This window comes from Hungatella sp. SL.1.14, from assembly GCF_024460495.1.
GTDB classification, from domain to species: Bacteria; Bacillota; Clostridia; order Lachnospirales; family Lachnospiraceae; genus Hungatella; species Hungatella hathewayi.
On record NZ_JANFYJ010000005.1, the window covers coordinates 73,754 to 89,773 of the forward strand.

Sequence of the window (16,020 nt, forward strand, 5' to 3'; positions counted from 1 at the left end):
CCGTTCTTACCGTTCTCCTGCCAAACGCTTACCGCTCTGTTCTCACGTGTTCCTCATTCCCGAATCCGTGGAATAATCATATTCTCATCCATCTCCTCCTCCGGAAGGAACGGTGATAAATCTTCCAGCGGCGGAGACACCATGGTTCCGTCCGGAAGGCGTTTCGCAGCTGATTTCGGTTCAAAATTCTGATCGCGGCTCACGAAAATCTCACAGATCACAGGGCCGTCCGTCCGAAGTGCAGTCTCAATGGCCGGTACCAGTTCCCCGTTATGGCACGCCCTGCAGTAAGGATAGCCGTAGGCGGCCGCCAGCTTCTCCATGTCCGGGAAGCTTAAGTCATGGCTGTCCACACCGATTCCGACGAGCGGCTCGCCAAAGAAATTCTTCTGCGTCTGGCGGATCGAATGGTAACCGCCATTGTTGATCAAAAAGATCTTAATGGGCATCCGGTGATGAATGATCGTCTGAAGCTCCTGAAGATTCATCTGAATGCTGCCGTCGCCGGTAATCAGGATAATATCACTGCTGGTGTCCTGCAATTCAGTATCCTGCGATTCAGCGCCCTGCATGCGGCCTTCCTGCGCACCGCCTTCCCGCACGGCCATACAGGCCCCGATGGCTGCCGGCAGATCGTATCCCATGGAGGCGATCGCAGAATTTGAGATAAACCGCTGCCCCTGTTTTATGATGCACGCATGGCCGCCGACCACACAGGCGGAACCGTTGCCTACGACGATAACCTGCTCCTCCTTCAGACGGCTGCTCATTTCCTTCATAAATGCATAGACATTGGCATCTTCCTCTTCCCCGTGGTCGTAATGCTTTGGAAGGACGACCGGGTACTTTTCCTTCCACATGCGGCAGGTATCCGTCCAGGTCATGCCCGGGAGGCCGGCGCCTCCGGCGAAAACAGGCTGCCCGTTCCCGTACTCCTCATCGAGTACCCGTTCCAGCTGTTCCAGTAAATCCTTCACGTCCGCATGGACCGCCATGTCGATGTGAACGGATGGCTTCTTCAGTTCTTCCGGATCAATATCGTTGACTATGGTATAGGCAGCTCTCGCCCATGTACTGTAATTATATCCCACCTGGCGGATGCTTAAGCGGCTTCCGAGAGATAATACTAGGTCACTGTTCTGTATGGCAAAATTGCCCGCACGGTCTCCCATGCCGCCGCCGCGGCCCGTATAGAGCGGGTGGTCATCCGGCATACAGTCCTCGCTGTCCCAGCCGGTCACAACAGGAACTCCAAGCTTTTCCACTACTCTGGAAAAGACTTCAAAGGCATGTCCGATTCTGATTCCGTTTCCCGCGTTGATAACTGGCCGTTGGGATTTTTTAATCTTTTCTATGATTACCCTGGCCGTTTCCCGTGTTACGGCTGGCGGAAGCACCTGGCGCTTCTCGCCCTGCCCTGCATTGTCGGCCTCTGTCTTCGAACCGGAAGGCGCAGCCCATCCGTCCCCTCCTGCTTCATAATCCTCCTGTGAAAAACCGATCAGTTCTTCGGTTTCAATATAAGCTCCCTGAACATTGAGCGGAATGTCAAGCCACGCCGGACCCGGGCGGCCGGAATAGGCCAGATAGATGGCCTTCTCCAGGCAGTAGCGAATTCTCATGGGGTCGATGACCATCTCGCTGTACTTTGTCATACAGTCGATCGCCTTCGTGATGTCAAACTCCTGGTCTCCCATGGCTCTGATTCCCACTCCCGACCACCTTGCCGTCGTGTCATATCGAACCTGTCCGGATAATACCAGCATGGGTATGGAGTCCAGCCATCCCCCCACGACTCCGGTGATGGCATTGGTGCCCCCCGGGCCTGTCGTAACACATACAGCCGCGATGCGGCCCTGAACCCTCGCATAACACTCCGCTGCGATGGCACACGCCTGCTCGTGATGATTATAGAGGCAGGTAAGCCCTTCCTGATGCCCCAGTGCATCATTTAAGTGCATCGCTCCGCCTCCGGTTACGGTAAATACCTGTGTAATTCCAAATTCCACAAGTTTTTGGGAGATGTAATTGGATACTTTCATTCGCATGATGGATTCTCCTTACATATAAGATAATAATTTAAGATACTAATTGTCTGTCTAAGTACTCATAGTACACCATGGTCACTAAACTCATGAAATACCTCGTCAAGTGTCCAGGTGTGCATTCGTACTAAGCTCGATAATACCTCGCTAAGTACTCATAGTATACCACACCCCTTATAAAATGCATATTGAAGTTTTTCTTACTTTTTACCCCCTTTTCTTACCAGTCTACTACCTGGTCGACAATCTGCTGCTGTTCGGAGCTGGTCCTTCTCAAGTAAATCCTCGTTGTCTCGATGCTTTCATGCCCCATTAAATCGGCCAGAAGCGCGATGTCTGAGAATTTCTCCAGGAAATTCTTCGCGAACCGGTGGCGGAAGGAATGGGGATAGACCACTTCCACGGGTATCCCGTAGCGGACAGCGAATTTCTTCAGCTGACCGGCGATTCCCCTGGTGGTAATGCGGTCTCCCGAACGGTTCAAGAACAGAAAACCGCTCTCGATTCCACGGTATTTAATCCACTGCATAGCCTCTTCCCGCAGGGCGCTCGGTATGTAGATCCGCCGAATTTTTCCGCCTTTCGAGTAGAGATCTAAGTAGCCCGTCTGCACATGCTCCGCCTTAATCTGAACCAGTTCGCTCACCCTGGCTCCTGTGGCGGCCATGAAACGGATAACAAAATACCAGAACCATTCCCCATCTCTTCTCAAGCACTCCTTAAAATACATATAATCTGCGTCACTGATTACATTTTCCAGATACGTCTTCTGTTGTACCTTGACAGAAGACAGTGCCAGTTTTTCCTTGCCGATTGCTTCCAGATAACAGTTTACTGCCCTTATCCGCAGATTCACGGTTTTCGGTTTGTAGTTTTCAAGCAGGAACAGCTTGTATTTTTGGAGATTGCTTTTCGTCACTTTTTCATACCGGCTGCAATACTGTTTAACCGCATATAGATAGGCTTTTATCGTATTGTCGGCCAGATTGCTTCTGCGGAGGAACCCCTCAAATTCTACATCCATCTCCATGTTCTGTTATCTCCTTCCATATCTGCCATCAACCCACACTTTCGCTACCCACCTAGCGTACGTTATAATCGCAGAGTAATGCAACTATGGATTTTCGGCCACGACAAATCAAAGCGAGAAAAAAGGAGAGAAATTTTTTATGAAAAAGAATTTAAAAATGATGGCTGTATTATCCGCTGCGGCAGTAATGACTGTAGCAGCTCCAGAGATGGGCTTAACCGCAGGTTCTTCCACTGCATACGCGAAAACAATCGGCTGGGTAGAGGAAAACGGTTCCTTCAAATATTATGAAGAGGACGATTACTTCTTAACAGACACCTGGAAGAAGCGCGGCGAAGACTGGTATTACTTAAACGAAGAAGGCGAAATCGCCACAAATGCACAGATTGATGAATATTACGTTGATGAAACCGGCAAACGGGTTATGGACCAGTGGATCTCCATTGAAAATGAAGACGCATGGGACTCCCCTGACGCTGCCGAGTACCATTGGTACTATTATGGAAAGAACGGCAAGGCCGTGATCTCCAGATGGCAGAAGATCAGCGAAAGCTGGTATTATTTCAACGAAGACGGACAGATGATGACAGGAAAGGTAGAAATCGATGATGCGACCTACTACCTGGGCGAGGCAAATGATGGCGTGATGAAGACTGGCTGGATTCAGCTGGAAAATGAGAGCGACGATCCTGAAATGACCCATTCCTGGTACTATTTTGACACAAACGGAAAAATGGTAGAAAATCAGGTTGATAAAAAGATCAGCGGCGACTACTATACCTTCGTAGACGGCGTGATGCAGACTGGCTGGTTCAAACTTCCAGTCAGCGAGCAGGAGGAAAATGCAACACCTTCCGACGCCACCGAGAATACAGCAGCAACCGTGGCCGGATATCAGTACTATGAGCCGGAAAATGGAAAACGCGTAACCGGATGGAGAACCATCGAGGGCGTCGAAGGCATCAGCCAGGAAGGCGAGCTCTATAACTTCTACTTCAAGAACGGAAAGCCATACCATGCAGAAAGCGGACTTCAGTTATTTACTGTAGAGTCTAAAAAATACGCGTTTAATACAAAAGGTGAAATGCAGACAGGTTTAAAGGTTGTCAATCTGGAAGGCGGAGAAGTTGCCAACTTCTACTTCGCAGAGGACGGCGTTATGAGAACCGGCAAGCAGGTTATTTACAATGAAGATTTAGATGAGAATCAGACATGGTTCTTCTATACCGACGGTTCCAGAAAGGGCCAGGGCTTCCACGGTATTCGTGACAATACACTGTACGAGTATGGTTTAAGAAAAGATGCAGACTCTGATTTAAGACTGGCTCCGATGACTTACGACGGAAACCAGTATCTGGTGAACACAAGCGGTTCCATCCAGAAAGCGTCCTCTTCCTCTAAATCCGCAGCAAAACCGGAGCTTGGAAATGGCTTTAAGGATTATAAAGATTCCAACGGCAAGACCTGGGTTGTTGACGTAAATGGTATCATTCAGTAAGATACAGAGGGTTAGATATAGAAAGTAACAAGAAAGAGTAATAAAAGTTTCATCCGTTCAAACCGGCAGGCTGCCTTCTATGGCAGCCTGTTTTTATGGTACCGGTCTTATGGAAACTTTTGGCGGTTTCGTTTTTAAGATACTCACTGCCTGCCTTTAGAGCCTAAAATAGAATGATTGCATATTTTGCTCTGTATTTAGAGCAATCGTGTTAACAAATCATAAAATTTCGCGTTTTTTTACAAAAAGACGATATTTCGCGTTACAATTTCATTTATTTTGCGTTATAAATATAGAAGAGTACTGCCATTTTGACAGGAAAAGCAAAAAAGGAGGACGCTATGAGAGAGCTATCCGTGTACTATTGTTCGAAATGCGGGTATTATGGATATTACCAGCTTCCTAAAAATGCGGTATGTCCCAAATGCTCCGTGGACATGGTACCCTTGTCCATCAGTTTTCAGGACTTTATGGATTTAAGCTGTGAAGAGCGGGACGATTTACTGTCGAAACAGATTATTTCTGCTTCTTCTCCTTATGTCAAGCGCCTGATGGCGCCGCACAAGGCTTATAATAACCGGGAGTTCATCGCCCGCATGAGCGATCGCATCGTCGAACTGGAAGCCGAAAATAAAAAGCTGAACGAAACCGTTGAATGGATGCATCAGACAATCTGGGATCTGGTGCGTAAAAACAAAGGAATAGAACCAGCCGGCAAGTCATCTCTTCCATCAGTTGATGAAAACTCCACCGACGGCACCGGTAAATCCGAAAATCCGGAATAGTGATAAGAGTGAGTATTATTGGGAGTGCGGGGCACTCCCCTTACCCTCTGTCACGCAATCCTGTCAGAACTTATGTAATGTTCGATCAGTCTGTTAAGCGTCTGATTCAATTTCGATATCACCCTGCGCAGCTTAACATTTTCTTCCATTAACCTCATATTCTCCATTTCCATGAACCTCATCTTTTCAGTATCAGTCATGTGGAAAACCCTCCTTTTTTTGCTTTTCTTGTAACCACTATAAGACGTTTCCGGCCGTTTGAAAAGCAAAACAAATCGCAATATTCGACAAAACGGCCCCCCTGCAAAAAGTCCGGAAACACCCGGTTAAGTCAAAAAAAATCAGCAGTACCATATGTATCCATTTTCTCCGAAAGGAAGTACCACATATATGAAAAATGATATCATTTACGATTTCGACAAAATTATCCGGATCGATCCAAATCCTCCTGCAAAAAATATACAGCAGGCCTGCTATGGAATGATTCCAAGAGCCTCCTACCGCCCCGGTGCCTTAAAAAACATTCTGGAAAACCGGTTTGAGAACAAACGAATCATACTCCACGCCGCCGGAGATGAACGGGTGATCAAAGAGGCGCTTTGGGTGCTGGGGGCGTGTGGGTATTTTGATGAGATTGTGATTGATGGGGAAGGGGGAGAGTGGTAGAGAGGGAGGTATGATGTGGTTTTGGGCAGATTAATTGATGTAGATGGTAATATGGTTTCTGATTGACTTTCTGATATGGTTTCTAAGTATACGTTCTGATACATCTCCTGATAAAGTTTCTGAGCATTTTCTGATCGAATTCCTGATATCGTTTCCGATGTATTTTCTGATCGAATTCCTGAAATTATTTTTGATGCATTTAAAGCTATATTTATCCCAAGCATTTGTCCTCCAGCAGAGGACACCCCTGGGAATCAAAAAAGAGGCCTTCTAACTCGGCCGCCCATCTGCTCTGTAACTGACTCAAATTAGATCGTCAATTAAGATTCCTATATTTTGTTTCAACATGTATACATTATATTTCCAAAATAGCTCTCCCTCCTGCCTCCACACCTGTTCCACTGCTTCTCTGCTTATTTTTCATTGAATATCAATTATTTTCTTATTTTATATGGTCTGTACGGTAATAGAACACAAAAAAATATTGTTGTATTCATTACTGTCCCCGTCTCCTGCCCTCAACATGCAGCCTTTCCACAGCATGATCGAAAAATACTCATATAAATTTTCTAAGGCAGCTGCCATCTGTTTTTGTAGCAATGATTATCCGTCAGATACGTCCAATCTGGTAATCAGTAAAACGACTGAAATGACTATTGTTCTGACTATTATTCTAACTACTATTCTAACTATTATTTTGACTATCATTTTCTATCTTTTACTCACGTTTCTAAACTTCACGCGGTGTGCAATTGTTTGTATTTTTCATTCAATTTTGTCCGTATATAGCATACATATGAATGTCCGTCAGTTCCTTGCAATTTACTTTTTATTCAGATATTTTTAAGATGATAATAAAATACTCCCGTGCGGCTGACGTGAAGCCCTCCTTCCTATATTTCCAGAACGTTGTACTTAGCCGGCTTCACAGGAGCCACGCCACTGATACAAATCAGGTGTTCATTATCAATCTCCTCCTGCATCATAGTGTCACGTTCAACATTGTTACTATAGATCATAAATGTTTTCATCTGCCTTCCAATATTGTTTTCATTTTGGTTTAGTTTTTTTATTCTGTTATTGACATAATCCAAAAAGTTTGATATTTTAGAATCAGAACATATGTTCGATATTAAGGAGGGAGACTTATGAATCATATAATCTATTGTCCGGTATGCCATCAACGCCTGTTTGACATAAAACCGCCGATCGCCGGAACCATTGAGATCAAGTGCCCGCGCTGTAAGAAAGTACAGCACATCCATTTAATCGAACCGGCTACTCTGAAATCAACTACAGAAAAAACTACCTAGCAAAGGAATGATTCATTACCAAATAGCAGGAGAAAACGAAAAGGCCCCAGTGCCGGACTCGTTTTCTCCTGTTTTATTTACACAAATAAGAAAGAAGGGGATCATCATAAACTATTACATCCGAATCGAACAGCAAAATATTCCTGTCAGTGAAGAAATCTATAAAATTTGGCAGCATGGAGAGCGAAAGGAACGTTATTTCAGGGAAGGGGATATTCGGAATGGCGTCTTCTCCTACGATGCTCTGGATGGAGAAGGTTTAAACGGAAGTGAACTATTTGCAGACGAAGACCGAAATCCTGTAGAACATCAGGCTGAACGCGACCTCCTGATAAATGTGTTAAAACAGGCATTAAACACACTAAATAACGAAGACAAAGAACTGCTGGCACTCATTTACTGCCAGGAAGAGTCGCTGCGCAGCATAGCACAGAGTACAGGAGTTCCATTTACTACGCTGCAGTATCGCCATAAAAAAGTTATTAAAAAACTAAGATTATTCTTCCAACATAAATTTTTATTATTGTGATAATACTGTAACCCATCAGCATGTCGAGTTCACCATTTACCGGTTGTTCATACGAAGGCAAAACCACGCCGAAGAAAAAACAATGTACAATGTCAGATTCTCGCTCACAGGTTTATTAAAACAGACCTGGCCGCTGGCACTCTTGTCATAAAAAGAGACGCAAACATAGCATCAGATGCCTCTCACGTATTCATGGCGACGCGGCTGGCAAGGTCTGTTTTCAGCCTACCTTAGCTGTTGATGTGACAGTACGGCTTATAAGAGGCTTATAAGAGGCTTATAAGTATTAATTAAGCCCTTCTATGCCCATCTGAATAATTATGGTGAATCCCAAGTTTACTATTGGCTTTGGCGATAACGCGCTCCGCAAAGTCAAATCCAGCAAGGCAGAAGCCATAAAAACCTTCTTCACTGTACTTGATAGCTGCACAGATTTGAAACAATACAATACCATATTCGAAATACTTAATCAGTTAAAAAGCACGAACCCTCAATCCGAATTCTATATGGAACACATGACTGCAGTGAAGCACAAATGGATTCCTTATGCCTGCATTTATATGTCGTATGCCTCTGATTCCAGTCTCCAGAATTCTTCTGGTTCCAGCTTCATAATTAAAGCAACTACCTTGTCAATAGCAGCCATACTTCAGCCCCGCGCAGCCATACATATCCGTCAATAGGTTTATCTTACGCAGTATCATCATAGCAGCCGAAGATGGCCGAGTCTTCCACCATATAAACTTATCCTTCTTCCATACTCTGCAGTATGTCATCGAAATTTTTGCCAAAAAAGTAAAGGCATCCTTTCATTTATTTTCTTACATATTTCCTTACACCATTCCAGGCGTAACAAATAAAACAGCCTATGGACTTCCACCACGAAAATCCCATATACCGGTATACCTTAAAAGTCATTTTCGCAGATTTGAATTTGCTCCCCGACTTTCCCTGACTGCTTAAGCGATACTTCAGCAATGGCTCATTGATCGCACAGGCATATTGATATTTTTGCAATATTTTCAGCCAGGTTATATAGTCCTCATGGCTGTCTTCGTGCTCCATTGGAAATTCCTCTGCCACCTCCCGTTTCAATAATACAGAAGAACAATTAATCCAATTCTGTTTTAGCATCATACCATATGTGATCGTCTCCCTCACGGGAATTTCTCTTCCAGTAAGGTTTCCATTTATGTCAACCAATTCCCGTCCCGTTGAACAGAGGACTTTCTTCTCTCTTTTTATCAGAGCCAACTGTTTGCTTAATTTCTCCCTCTCCCACCAGTCATCAGAATCCAGAAATGCCACGTACTCTCCCATTGCCATGCGTACCCCCTCATTTCTCGTCCTGGCTACCCCCATATTTCTATCATTTTTAACATAACGGATCCGCTGATCAGAAAGATATTGTTGTATCACTCTTTCCGTCCCGTCCGTCGCACAATCATTAAGAATAATTAATTCTAACGAAACATTCTGTGCAAGAACTGACTCGATCGCCTTTGCTATGAACTTTTCACAATTATAAGCAGGCATAATTACTGAAACAACTGGCTTTTCCATGTTAATACCTTTCTATATTTATTCATGTTAAATTATATCATCCTGGAGGGGATGGGCTCAACTTAAATTTTTGTGGAGAATTTATGAAGGAATGGGTGGGAGATTCCTATAAGCGCGATTATGGGAAGTACCCACGGAAAGGGCTTTAAATGGCTGATAACACGCAAGAAGGCGCCCAGACAGACTGTATTCGGGTTCTGCATTTTGTCTCCACTCTGAGCCGCGGAAGCGGTGTTATGAGTGTGATTATGAATTACTATAGGCATATAGAACGAGATAAAGTCCAGTTTGATTTTTTGCACTTTATTGCCTGTGAGGATTCTTATATGGAAGAAATCCGGGAATTAGGCGGAAAAATCTACTGCATTGACAAGCCAGGAAGTTCTTTTCAGTCCATAAAGCAGCTGAATTCATTTTTTCGGTTACATGCCGGAGAATATACCTGGCTGCATAACCATGAAGTGTATTTGACATTTTTGCTAAGTCCTATAGCTAAAAGATATGGATTGGAAAAGTTTATTGTTCACTGCCATGCTACGAAATACTCGGATAAGACGCTTAATGCAGTGAGAAATCAGATATTGTGTCTGCCGATTCGTTTTATGAAAGTAGAGCGATTTGCATGTTCAGAAGCGGCAGGAAAGTTCTTGTATGGCGAGAAAATGCTGAAAGCCGGGAAGGTTTTTATCATGCACAACGCGATAGATTGTGAGAAGTTCCGGTTCCGGCCTGAGGTGAGGGAACGGCTCAGGAAAGAGATGGGGCTGGATGGGAAGTTTGTGATTGGGCATGTGGGGAGATTTGAGAGGCAGAAGAATCATGAGTTTTTGATTGAAGTGTTTGCTGAGGTGAAGAAGCGGAGGCCGGAAAGCATATTACTATTGGTAGGACAGGGATCGCTGGAATCCAAGATAAAATATATGGTTGTTGAAAAAAATGTTGAAAAAAATGTTGTTTATTTAGGACAAAGGGATGATGTCGCAGATTTATTGCAAATAATAGATCTATTTCTACTTCCATCAAGATTTGAAGGACTTGGAATTGTACTCTTTGAAGCGCAGACAGCTGGAATTCAGTGTATGGTCTCTAATTACGTTCCGAAGGAGTCTTCGTTAGGAAATGTAATGTATCTGCCATTAAAAAATGCAAAGTTTTCCTGGGTTAATGGTGCTTTAAAAAAAATTAAAACTTTTGATAATGATCTTTTATCGCGTAGTATAGTTTCTGATAACGCAATTCAAAAAATGAATAAAAAAGGCATAACGCTTCAGCAACAGGCGAAAAAACTGCAGCGTTTGTATCTGGTTAATTAAAAATGAAGGTCCAAGTATTAATGTCCACTTATAATGGCGAAAAATATATTAAAACTCAATTAGACAGTATTTTAGCTCAGGATTACGAAGAGATAGACCTCCTTATCCGTGATGACGGTTCTACCGATTCGACGCGTGAGATTCTGAGTGCATATGCAAAAAAGTATTCTAGCATTACCTGGTACTCTGGGAAAAATATAGGGGTACAGAGAAGCTTTTTTGATTTAATTTTGAAAGCAAATTTAGAAAGAGACTATTACGCCTTTGCTGATCAGGATGATAAATGGTTGCCTGGGAAAATTAGCAGGGCTGTTTCTATATTAAAAGACTATTCAAAAAGTATACCTGTATTATATTGCAGTGACAAGGTAATTGTAGATGAAGAATTACAGCCAATAAAAGTTACTGTTAGTCGAGTAATGAAAAAAACAAGTTTTGGAAATGCGTTAGTACAGGACATGTGTACTGGTTGTACTGCTGTAATGAATAAGAAATTATTAGATATTATGCGTGTAAGAATACCAGAGTTTACAATTATGCATGATTGGTGGTTTTATCTAACAGCTACATGTTTTGGCGAGGTGTATTATGATAACGAAAGCTATATACTTTACCGTCAACATGGAAGCAATACTTCTGGTGCAATGATAAACAAAAACAATTTATTCCGTTATAGACTTCAGCAGTTATTTAAGCCTAGAGGTGAAATTTACTATCAAGCGTCTAATTTTTTAACAGTGTTTGGAAATAATGATTTGTCTTCCAATAACCAAGATATCGATCTTCCTAAGATATCGATAGAAAACATGAAGCTTATTAAGGATTTACTTAAATCGCGTCAAAAATTCTTATACCGCATAAAGCTTACACTAACCTCAAAGTTATACCGTCAGAAAGTACTAGATAATATTATACTAAAGTTTATTATTTTAATTGGCAAATTATAAGAGAGAGTTTAAATGAAGATACTTTATTTTTCCCCGTTGGCATTTCATGATTTAAAGCAACGCCCCCAAGAAATTGCAGAGGCATTATCAAAACGACATGATGTATGGTATATAGAGCCAACCATTAGTTATATTGGCACTCTTAAAAATAGAGCACTTAGTTGTTATACAGACAGCTATGATATATCTCCTACACTGCATATACTGAAACTGGATGGGCGATTTTCGCTTCCACTTCGTATGCAGTTTATGGATCCACTACGTATAAATACAATATTCGAAAGAAGACAACTTTCTAATCTTCTGAAAACATGTGATATGATCTGGATTGGTTATGAGGTATGGCAAAGACTATTACCTTTAGATGTGTCTAAGATGCTTGTATATGACAAGATGGATGATAATGTTAAATTATCTTCTGATAGTATCATAAGGAAATATCTTACTAATTGTGAAAAACAATTACTAAAAAAATGTAATCTAATTTTTGTAACAGCCCGGCAATTTCTTGATCGAATGCAGGCATATTCTAATGTGTACCTTGTACCAAATGGTTTTCAATATCTGCAGCCAATGCATGCACAACAAGTATACCGTACCAGTAGAAAAGTATTTGGTTATATAGGAAAAATTAGTCATTGGTTTGATACTGAGGCCGTAAAAAGATTGGCTGTTGCGAACCCCGATTGCGACATAATTCTGGTTGGACCATGTGATATTTCCAAATGCAAGATGCCAAATATAAAATATACAGGTACAGTGCCTAAGGAAGAGGTGCCTGACTGGATTTGTTCTTTTGATGTCTGTCTTTATCCTTTTAAACAAACAGAACTGTTAGATACAATTAATCCTGTGAAAATATATGAGTACCTTGCCTATAATAAACCGGTACTTGCTGTAAATAGCAACGAGATACAAGAATTTAAAAAACTAATATACATATACGATACTTATGATGAAATGGTCTCTATGTCTCATAAAAAACTGAACGTTCCGTTTAAGTCTGAAGTAGAATATAAAAATTTTCTGGAACAGAACAGCTGGATCACCAGAGTAGAACAAATAGAACAAATAATAAACGAAGTTAAGGAGTCTTAAAATGAAAAAAGTTATGTTAGTTTTTGGAACTCGCCCGGAAGCAATTAAGATGTGTCCTTTAGTAAATGAACTAAAAAAAAGAGCGTCTGTGGAAACAATTGTATGTGTAACCGGTCAGCATCGTCAGATGCTTGACCAGGTTCTGGAGGCATTCAAAGTTAATCCTGATTATGATTTGGCAATTATGAAAGATCGCCAAACGTTGTTCGATGTAACGATTTCTATACTTGAAAAAATCAAACCTATTCTGGAGAAAGAAGGACCGGATGTGGTGCTAGTCCATGGAGATACCACTACTACTTTTGCAACTGCCCTGGCAGCTTTCTATCTTCAGATTCCTGTAGGACACGTAGAAGCCGGGCTTCGAACGTATAATATTTACTCCCCCTATCCCGAAGAGTTTAATCGCCAAGCTACCGGAATCGTATCTCAGTTTAACTTCGCTCCTACAGAAAAATCTAGGCAAAACTTATTGAAAGAAGGTAAGGTAGAAGCTAATATTTTTGTCACTGGTAACACTGCTATTGACGCGCTGAAAACGACAGTACACGAGAAGTATACTCATCCTGAACTGGACTGGGCAGAGGGAAGCCGGCTGATTATGCTTACAGCACATCGAAGAGAGAATTTAGGCCAGCCGCTTCATCATATGTTCCGGGCAATTAAGCGGATAGTAGATGAGAATTCAGATATTAAGGTTATTTATCCAATCCATATGAACCCAGCAGTACGTCAGGCAGCAATGGAGATTTTGGGGGGCGATGAACGAATTCATATTATTGAGCCTTTGGATGTTCTGGATTTTCACAATTTCTTATCACGATCCTATCTAATACTGACAGATAGTGGTGGAATTCAGGAAGAGGCCCCTTCTCTTGGTAAGCCTGTCCTTGTCATGCGAGATACAACAGAACGACCAGAAGGTATCACAGCAGGAACCTTAAAACTGGTTGGAACTAGTGAAGATACGATATATAAGGAATTCAACTTATTATTAAATAACAATATAGAATATGAAAAAATGAGTCATGCAAGCAATCCTTATGGGGATGGATTTGCATGTAAAAGAATTGCAGATATTTTAGAAAGTCATTTGTAAATTACTCATAAATGGAGGCAAAAGTGAAGCTGTTAAATGAACTATATGCATACCGTGAAATGATAGTTAGTTTAGTTCGAAAAGATTTGAGAGGTCGCTATAAAGGTTCAGTCTTAGGCTTTTTATGGACTTTTATTAATCCCTTACTGCAATTGATGGTATACACTGTTGTTTTTTCCGTTATTATGCGAGCGGGTATAGATAAATTTTATTTGTTTTTATTTGTGGCATTGGTACCTTGGATATTTTTCAGCTCTGCTATTACCGGAGGCGCAACTTCAATATTAAGTCAGCAGGATATGGTTAAGAAGATTTATTTTCCACGGCAAGTATTACCCATCTCTTATGTTACCAGTTCCTTTGTAAATATGCTTCTTTGCTTTCTCGTTATTTTTTGTGTACTAATTATAACTGGTTTTGGTATCAATTTAAACGCATTGCTTTATCTTCCGGTGGTCATGATAGTAGAGTATATTCTGGCGTTAGGAATTGGATTGCTTTCAGCAGCATTAACAGTATATTTTAGAGATCTGGAATACATTTTGGGAATTGTAACTATGGCTTGGATGTACCTTACGCCTGTCATGTATTCTGTAGATTTGGTACCAGAACAATTGCTTCCAATTTTTAATTTGAATCCTATGACACCAATCATAATTGTATACAGAGATATTTTATATTATAAAACCATTCCGCAGATTTCCACACTTTTACATGCGTTTATACTGGGGCTTCTTATGCTTTTAATAGGCAGTGCTGTATTTTCTAAGTTGCAGAGAAACTTTGTGGAGGAGTTATAAATGGAACAGAGTAATGTAATAGAAGTAAAAAATGTAAAAAAGAAATTTAAAGTATTTTATGATAAAGGAACTAGTTTAAAGGAGAAACTACTGTTTCGAAAAAGAAACTACTATGAAGAACGTTGGGTTCTGAAAGGGATTAGCATAAATATTAAAAAAGGTGAGGCTGTAGGACTTATCGGAAAGAATGGCTGCGGTAAAAGTACTACACTGAAACTAATAAGCCGTATCATGTATCCCACAGAAGGAAGCATTGAGGTAAAAGGACGAGTATCTAGTTTACTGGAGTTAGGCGCAGGTTTTCATCCGGATATGAGCGGCCGTGAAAATATTTACACCAATGCATCGATTTTCGGACTAACTAGAAAAGAGATTAATGAACGAATTGATGATATTATAGCTTTTTCTGAGTTAGAAGAGTTTATTGATAATCCGGTAAGAACATACTCTTCTGGTATGTATATGAGACTGGCCTTTTCAGTAGCAATTAATGTTGATGCAGATATTTTATTAATTGATGAAATATTGGCAGTAGGAGATGTCAGCTTTCAGGCGAAATGTTTTGAAAAGCTGAAAGATATCAAGATCAGCGGTACTACTATAGTTATAGTATCTCATTCAATGGGGCAGATCGAGCAGATCTGTGATCGATGTATCTGGATTGAAAATGGATTAATTAGAGAAGAAGGTATACCTAAATTTGTCGACGATCATTATTTAACCTTAATGGAAGAAAAACGTTTGGATCGGATTGAAGAGGAGAAGATAGCCAAAAAGGGAAAAAAAGCTGAAGAATCAGTAGTCACAATAACTGAAGCAGAAACGAAAGAAGATGTTAAAAGTTTACCGGAGCTTCCTGAATTTTGTGGACCTAAAGCTGTACGAAGAGGAAATAAGGTTGTTGAGTTTACAAATGTTTTTATTAGGAATTCCAGTAATGATATTGCTGAAGTTTTTAGAACCGGAGAAACTATTATTATTGAAATGACTTATATCAGCCATCAGTCACAGGTATCTACTAATTTTACAATTGGTATTACCAGAGATGATGGTGTATATTGTTATGGATCCAGCATATTGCTAGATTCCAACCATGTTATAACTGCAAATGAAACAGGAATCACACGAATTATCCTTGAAAATAATACTCTGCTGCCGGGAAAATATTATTTGGATATTGGCGCTCAAAATGCCGATTATTCACCTTATGACACAATCTGTAGCGTTTCTGAGTTTCGTATTACATCGCCGGTAATTAATGAATTTGGAATCTTAAGTCTAAAACATGTCTGGGAAGTTGATGGAATAAAAATAGAAAAAGCGGCTCATTAGGA

General features: G+C 41.2%; 15 protein-coding genes. 11 read left to right on the top strand and 4 right to left on the bottom strand.

Going from position 1 to position 16,020, the window contains the following annotated elements:
* Window positions 1-53: 53 nt before the first annotated feature.
* The gene (locus NE473_RS07160) at window positions 54-2,048 is read right to left on the bottom strand and encodes a thiamine pyrophosphate-binding protein (RefSeq protein ID WP_055651177.1); all 1,995 of its coding nucleotides are present in this window, start codon (window positions 2,046-2,048) and stop codon (window positions 54-56) included.
* Between the two features lie 217 nt (window positions 2,049-2,265).
* On the bottom strand, window positions 2,266-3,075 hold the full coding sequence (locus NE473_RS07165) for a tyrosine-type recombinase/integrase (RefSeq protein WP_022032337.1): 810 nt from the start codon (window positions 3,073-3,075) through the stop codon (window positions 2,266-2,268).
* Between the two features lie 139 nt (window positions 3,076-3,214).
* Here NE473_RS07165 and NE473_RS07170 point away from each other — a divergent pair, with 139 nt between their 5' ends.
* A complete protein-coding gene (locus tag NE473_RS07170) occupies window positions 3,215-4,573 on the top strand; it encodes a PspC-like choline-binding domain-containing protein (protein WP_055651178.1) in 1,359 nt (452 codons plus the stop codon).
* A gap of 341 nt (window positions 4,574-4,914) precedes the next feature.
* A complete protein-coding gene (locus NE473_RS07175) occupies window positions 4,915-5,358 on the top strand; it encodes a hypothetical protein (RefSeq protein ID WP_022032335.1) in 444 nt (147 codons plus the stop codon).
* Between the two features lie 50 nt (window positions 5,359-5,408).
* Here the strand turns inward: NE473_RS07175 and NE473_RS07180 are convergent, their stop codons facing one another.
* Window positions 5,409-5,558: a hypothetical protein gene (locus tag NE473_RS07180; protein ID WP_002601597.1), complete on the bottom strand. Its 150-nt coding sequence runs from the start codon at window positions 5,556-5,558 to the stop codon at window positions 5,409-5,411.
* 190 nt (window positions 5,559-5,748) lie between these two features.
* Between NE473_RS07180 and NE473_RS07185 the strand changes: the two genes are divergently transcribed.
* The 3 genes from NE473_RS07185 to NE473_RS07195 all read left to right on the top strand — a co-directional run bounded on the left by NE473_RS07185 (window position 5,749) and on the right by NE473_RS07195 (window position 7,866).
* Entirely contained in the window at window positions 5,749-6,024 is a 276-nt protein-coding gene (locus NE473_RS07185) for a hypothetical protein (protein WP_022032334.1), read from the top strand.
* A 1,148-nt stretch (window positions 6,025-7,172) separates the two neighbouring features.
* Window positions 7,173-7,337 (top strand): hypothetical protein, encoded by a 165-nt coding sequence (locus NE473_RS07190; RefSeq protein ID WP_022032332.1) that lies wholly within the window; start codon window positions 7,173-7,175, stop codon window positions 7,335-7,337.
* A 7-nt stretch (window positions 7,338-7,344) separates the two neighbouring features.
* Window positions 7,345-7,866: a sigma-70 family RNA polymerase sigma factor gene (locus tag NE473_RS07195; RefSeq protein WP_006773934.1), complete on the top strand. Its 522-nt coding sequence runs from the start codon at window positions 7,345-7,347 to the stop codon at window positions 7,864-7,866.
* 813 nt (window positions 7,867-8,679) lie between these two features.
* On the opposite strand, the gene NE473_RS07200 is transcribed toward NE473_RS07195, so the two are convergent.
* Window positions 8,680-9,429, bottom strand: coding sequence for a glycosyltransferase family 2 protein (locus tag NE473_RS07200; RefSeq protein ID WP_055651183.1), 750 nt, complete (start codon window positions 9,427-9,429; stop codon window positions 8,680-8,682).
* Window positions 9,430-9,578: 149 nt separating this feature from the next.
* Here NE473_RS07200 and NE473_RS07205 point away from each other — a divergent pair, with 149 nt between their 5' ends.
* The 6 genes from NE473_RS07205 to NE473_RS07230 are packed head-to-tail and all read left to right on the top strand — an operon-like array spanning window position 9,579 to window position 16,018.
* Window positions 9,579-10,742, top strand: a complete 1,164-nt coding sequence (locus NE473_RS07205; protein ID WP_055652408.1) for a glycosyltransferase — start codon at window positions 9,579-9,581, stop codon at window positions 10,740-10,742.
* Window positions 10,743-10,762: 20 nt separating this feature from the next.
* On the top strand, window positions 10,763-11,689 hold the full coding sequence (locus NE473_RS07210) for a glycosyltransferase family 2 protein (protein ID WP_195521631.1): 927 nt from the start codon (window positions 10,763-10,765) through the stop codon (window positions 11,687-11,689).
* Between the two features lie 12 nt (window positions 11,690-11,701).
* Entirely contained in the window at window positions 11,702-12,787 is a 1,086-nt protein-coding gene (locus NE473_RS07215; protein WP_055652410.1) for a glycosyltransferase, read from the top strand.
* A 1-nt stretch (window position 12,788) separates the two neighbouring features.
* Window positions 12,789-13,886, top strand: a complete 1,098-nt coding sequence (gene wecB / locus NE473_RS07220) for a non-hydrolyzing UDP-N-acetylglucosamine 2-epimerase (RefSeq protein WP_055652411.1) — start codon at window positions 12,789-12,791, stop codon at window positions 13,884-13,886.
* Between the two features lie 23 nt (window positions 13,887-13,909).
* On the top strand, window positions 13,910-14,686 hold the full coding sequence (locus tag NE473_RS07225) for an ABC transporter permease (RefSeq protein ID WP_055652412.1): 777 nt from the start codon (window positions 13,910-13,912) through the stop codon (window positions 14,684-14,686).
* Window positions 14,687-16,018, top strand: a complete 1,332-nt coding sequence (locus tag NE473_RS07230; protein WP_055652413.1) for an ABC transporter ATP-binding protein — start codon at window positions 14,687-14,689, stop codon at window positions 16,016-16,018.
* The last annotated feature ends 2 nt before the right edge of the window (window positions 16,019-16,020 follow it).

What these genes read in the sequence shown, in the direction of transcription:
- NE473_RS07160 (WP_055651177.1), bottom strand. Translation starts at nt 2,048, where the DNA reads ATGCGAATGAAAGTATCCAATTACATCTCCCAAAAACTTGTGGAATTT.
- NE473_RS07165 (WP_022032337.1), bottom strand. Translation starts at nt 3,075, where the DNA reads ATGGAGATGGATGTAGAATTTGAGGGGTTCCTCCGCAGAAGCAATCTG.
- NE473_RS07170 (WP_055651178.1), top strand. Translation starts at nt 3,215, where the DNA reads ATGAAAAAGAATTTAAAAATGATGGCTGTATTATCCGCTGCGGCAGTA.
- NE473_RS07175 (WP_022032335.1), top strand. Translation starts at nt 4,915, where the DNA reads ATGAGAGAGCTATCCGTGTACTATTGTTCGAAATGCGGGTATTATGGA.
- NE473_RS07180 (WP_002601597.1), bottom strand. Translation starts at nt 5,558, where the DNA reads ATGACTGATACTGAAAAGATGAGGTTCATGGAAATGGAGAATATGAGG.
- NE473_RS07185 (WP_022032334.1), top strand. Translation starts at nt 5,749, where the DNA reads ATGAAAAATGATATCATTTACGATTTCGACAAAATTATCCGGATCGAT.
- NE473_RS07190 (WP_022032332.1), top strand. Translation starts at nt 7,173, where the DNA reads ATGAATCATATAATCTATTGTCCGGTATGCCATCAACGCCTGTTTGAC.
- NE473_RS07195 (WP_006773934.1), top strand. Translation starts at nt 7,345, where the DNA reads ATGATTCATTACCAAATAGCAGGAGAAAACGAAAAGGCCCCAGTGCCG.
- NE473_RS07200 (WP_055651183.1), bottom strand. Translation starts at nt 9,429, where the DNA reads ATGGAAAAGCCAGTTGTTTCAGTAATTATGCCTGCTTATAATTGTGAA.
- NE473_RS07205 (WP_055652408.1), top strand. Translation starts at nt 9,579, where the DNA reads ATGGCTGATAACACGCAAGAAGGCGCCCAGACAGACTGTATTCGGGTT.
- NE473_RS07210 (WP_195521631.1), top strand. Translation starts at nt 10,763, where the DNA reads ATGTCCACTTATAATGGCGAAAAATATATTAAAACTCAATTAGACAGT.
- NE473_RS07215 (WP_055652410.1), top strand. Translation starts at nt 11,702, where the DNA reads ATGAAGATACTTTATTTTTCCCCGTTGGCATTTCATGATTTAAAGCAA.
- wecB (WP_055652411.1), top strand. Translation starts at nt 12,789, where the DNA reads ATGAAAAAAGTTATGTTAGTTTTTGGAACTCGCCCGGAAGCAATTAAG.
- NE473_RS07230 (WP_055652413.1), top strand. Translation starts at nt 14,687, where the DNA reads ATGGAACAGAGTAATGTAATAGAAGTAAAAAATGTAAAAAAGAAATTT.